Source organism: Ruegeria sp. BB7 (genome assembly GCF_056539365.1).
Map to the genome: position 1 here is coordinate 1 of NZ_JBQFUV010000041.1, position 1,511 is coordinate 1,511.

Here is a 1,511-nt window from a genome sequence, read left to right on the forward strand (position 1 = left end):
TGTCTGACGTCAGCACCAATGGGACAGTTTAGGTCGATTTGATAAGAGAGGGTTTCTGGCTCATCGTAACCGCCAAGGAGTGGAGATGAGAAAGAAACCCGGAACCAAGCAGAGCCACGGTGAGAAGGTCGTAAAAGACATCCGCCGCGCGACCCGCAAACAGTATTCCGCAGAAGAGAAGATCAGGATCGTTCTGGATGGCCTAAAAGGCGAGGACAGCATTGCAGAGCTGTGCCGTCGTGAAGGTATTGCACAAAGTCTGTATTATAGCTGGTCCAAAGAATTCCTTGAGGCGGGCAAGAAGCGGCTGGCCGGTGACACGGCACGTGCCGCGACCTCGACCGAGGTCAAAGACCTGCGTCGTGAAGCCCGCGATCTGAAAGAAGTTGTGGCAGAACAAGCCCTGGAACTGCGCCTGCTCAAAAAAAGCATGATCGCGGATGGGGACGACAACGAATGAGATATCCTGCATCCGAAAAACTGGAAATCATCCGCTTGGTTGAGCAATCGCATCTGCCGACCAAACGCACTTTGGAAAAGCTGGGCATTCCGAAGACCACCTTCTATCGCTGGTACGACCGATATCTTGTCGGTGGCCCCGAAGCGCTTGAAGATCGTAGACCCACGCCGTCGCGGGTCTGGAACCGTATTCCTCAATCCGTGCGCGAAAAGATCAAGGGTCTGGCTTTGCAGGAAAGCGAGTTGTCACCGCGAGAACTAGCTGTCCGCTTCACCGACACAGAAAAGTACTTTGTGTCCGAGGCTTCGGTCTATCGCATCCTCAAGTCCTACGATCTGGTCACCAGCCCAGCCTATGTGGTTTTGTCAGCCGCAGACGAGTTCCAGGACAAGACAACACGGCCGAACCAGCTCTGGCAGACCGACTTTACTTATCTGAAGGTGATCGGCTGGGGCTGGTTCTATCTCAGCACGATCCTGGACGACTACAGCCGATACATCATCGCCTGGAAGCTTTGTGCGACGATGAAGACCGAGGATGTGACCGACACACTGGACCTCGCCTTGCAAGCCTCAGGCTGTGATCAGGCAACGGTGCTGCACAAGCCACGCCTGCTCAGCGACAACGGGTCCAGCTACATCTCTGGTGAGCTTGCCGAATGGCTGGAAGATCAGAAAATGGATCATGTCCGAGGCGCGCCATATCACCCACAGACCCAAGGCAAGATCGAGCGCTGGCACCAGACTCTCAAAAACCGCATCTTATTGGAAAACTACTATCTGCCCGGTGACCTCCAGCAGCAGATCGATGCTTTCGTCGACCACTACAACCACCGGCGCTATCACGAGAGCCTGCAAAACCTCACACCGGCCGATGTCTACTTCGGGCGCGGCCAGACCATTCTGAAACAGCGAGAAAGGATCAAACTAAAGACCATCGAAACCCGGCGCTTGCTTCACCGCAAATCCGCCGCATAATCACAAAAACCAGATGAGCCAGATCCTCTCTTAGCTCAGGCGGCCATCTGTCCCAAAATCCCTGACGACGGACA

At 54.7% G+C, this 1,511-nt stretch carries 1 protein-coding gene; it reads left to right on the plus strand.

Translation table 11 applies throughout. From position 1 onward, the window contains the following. Positions 1 to 85: 85 nt before the first annotated feature. A protein-coding gene (locus tag ACR0D7_RS19335; protein WP_170433275.1) for an IS3 family transposase occupies positions 86 to 1,437 on the plus strand; the annotation gives its coding sequence in 2 pieces (ribosomal slippage) (positions 86 to 422 and positions 422 to 1,437; 1,353 coding nt in all). Positions 1,438 to 1,511: the final 74 nt, after the last annotated feature.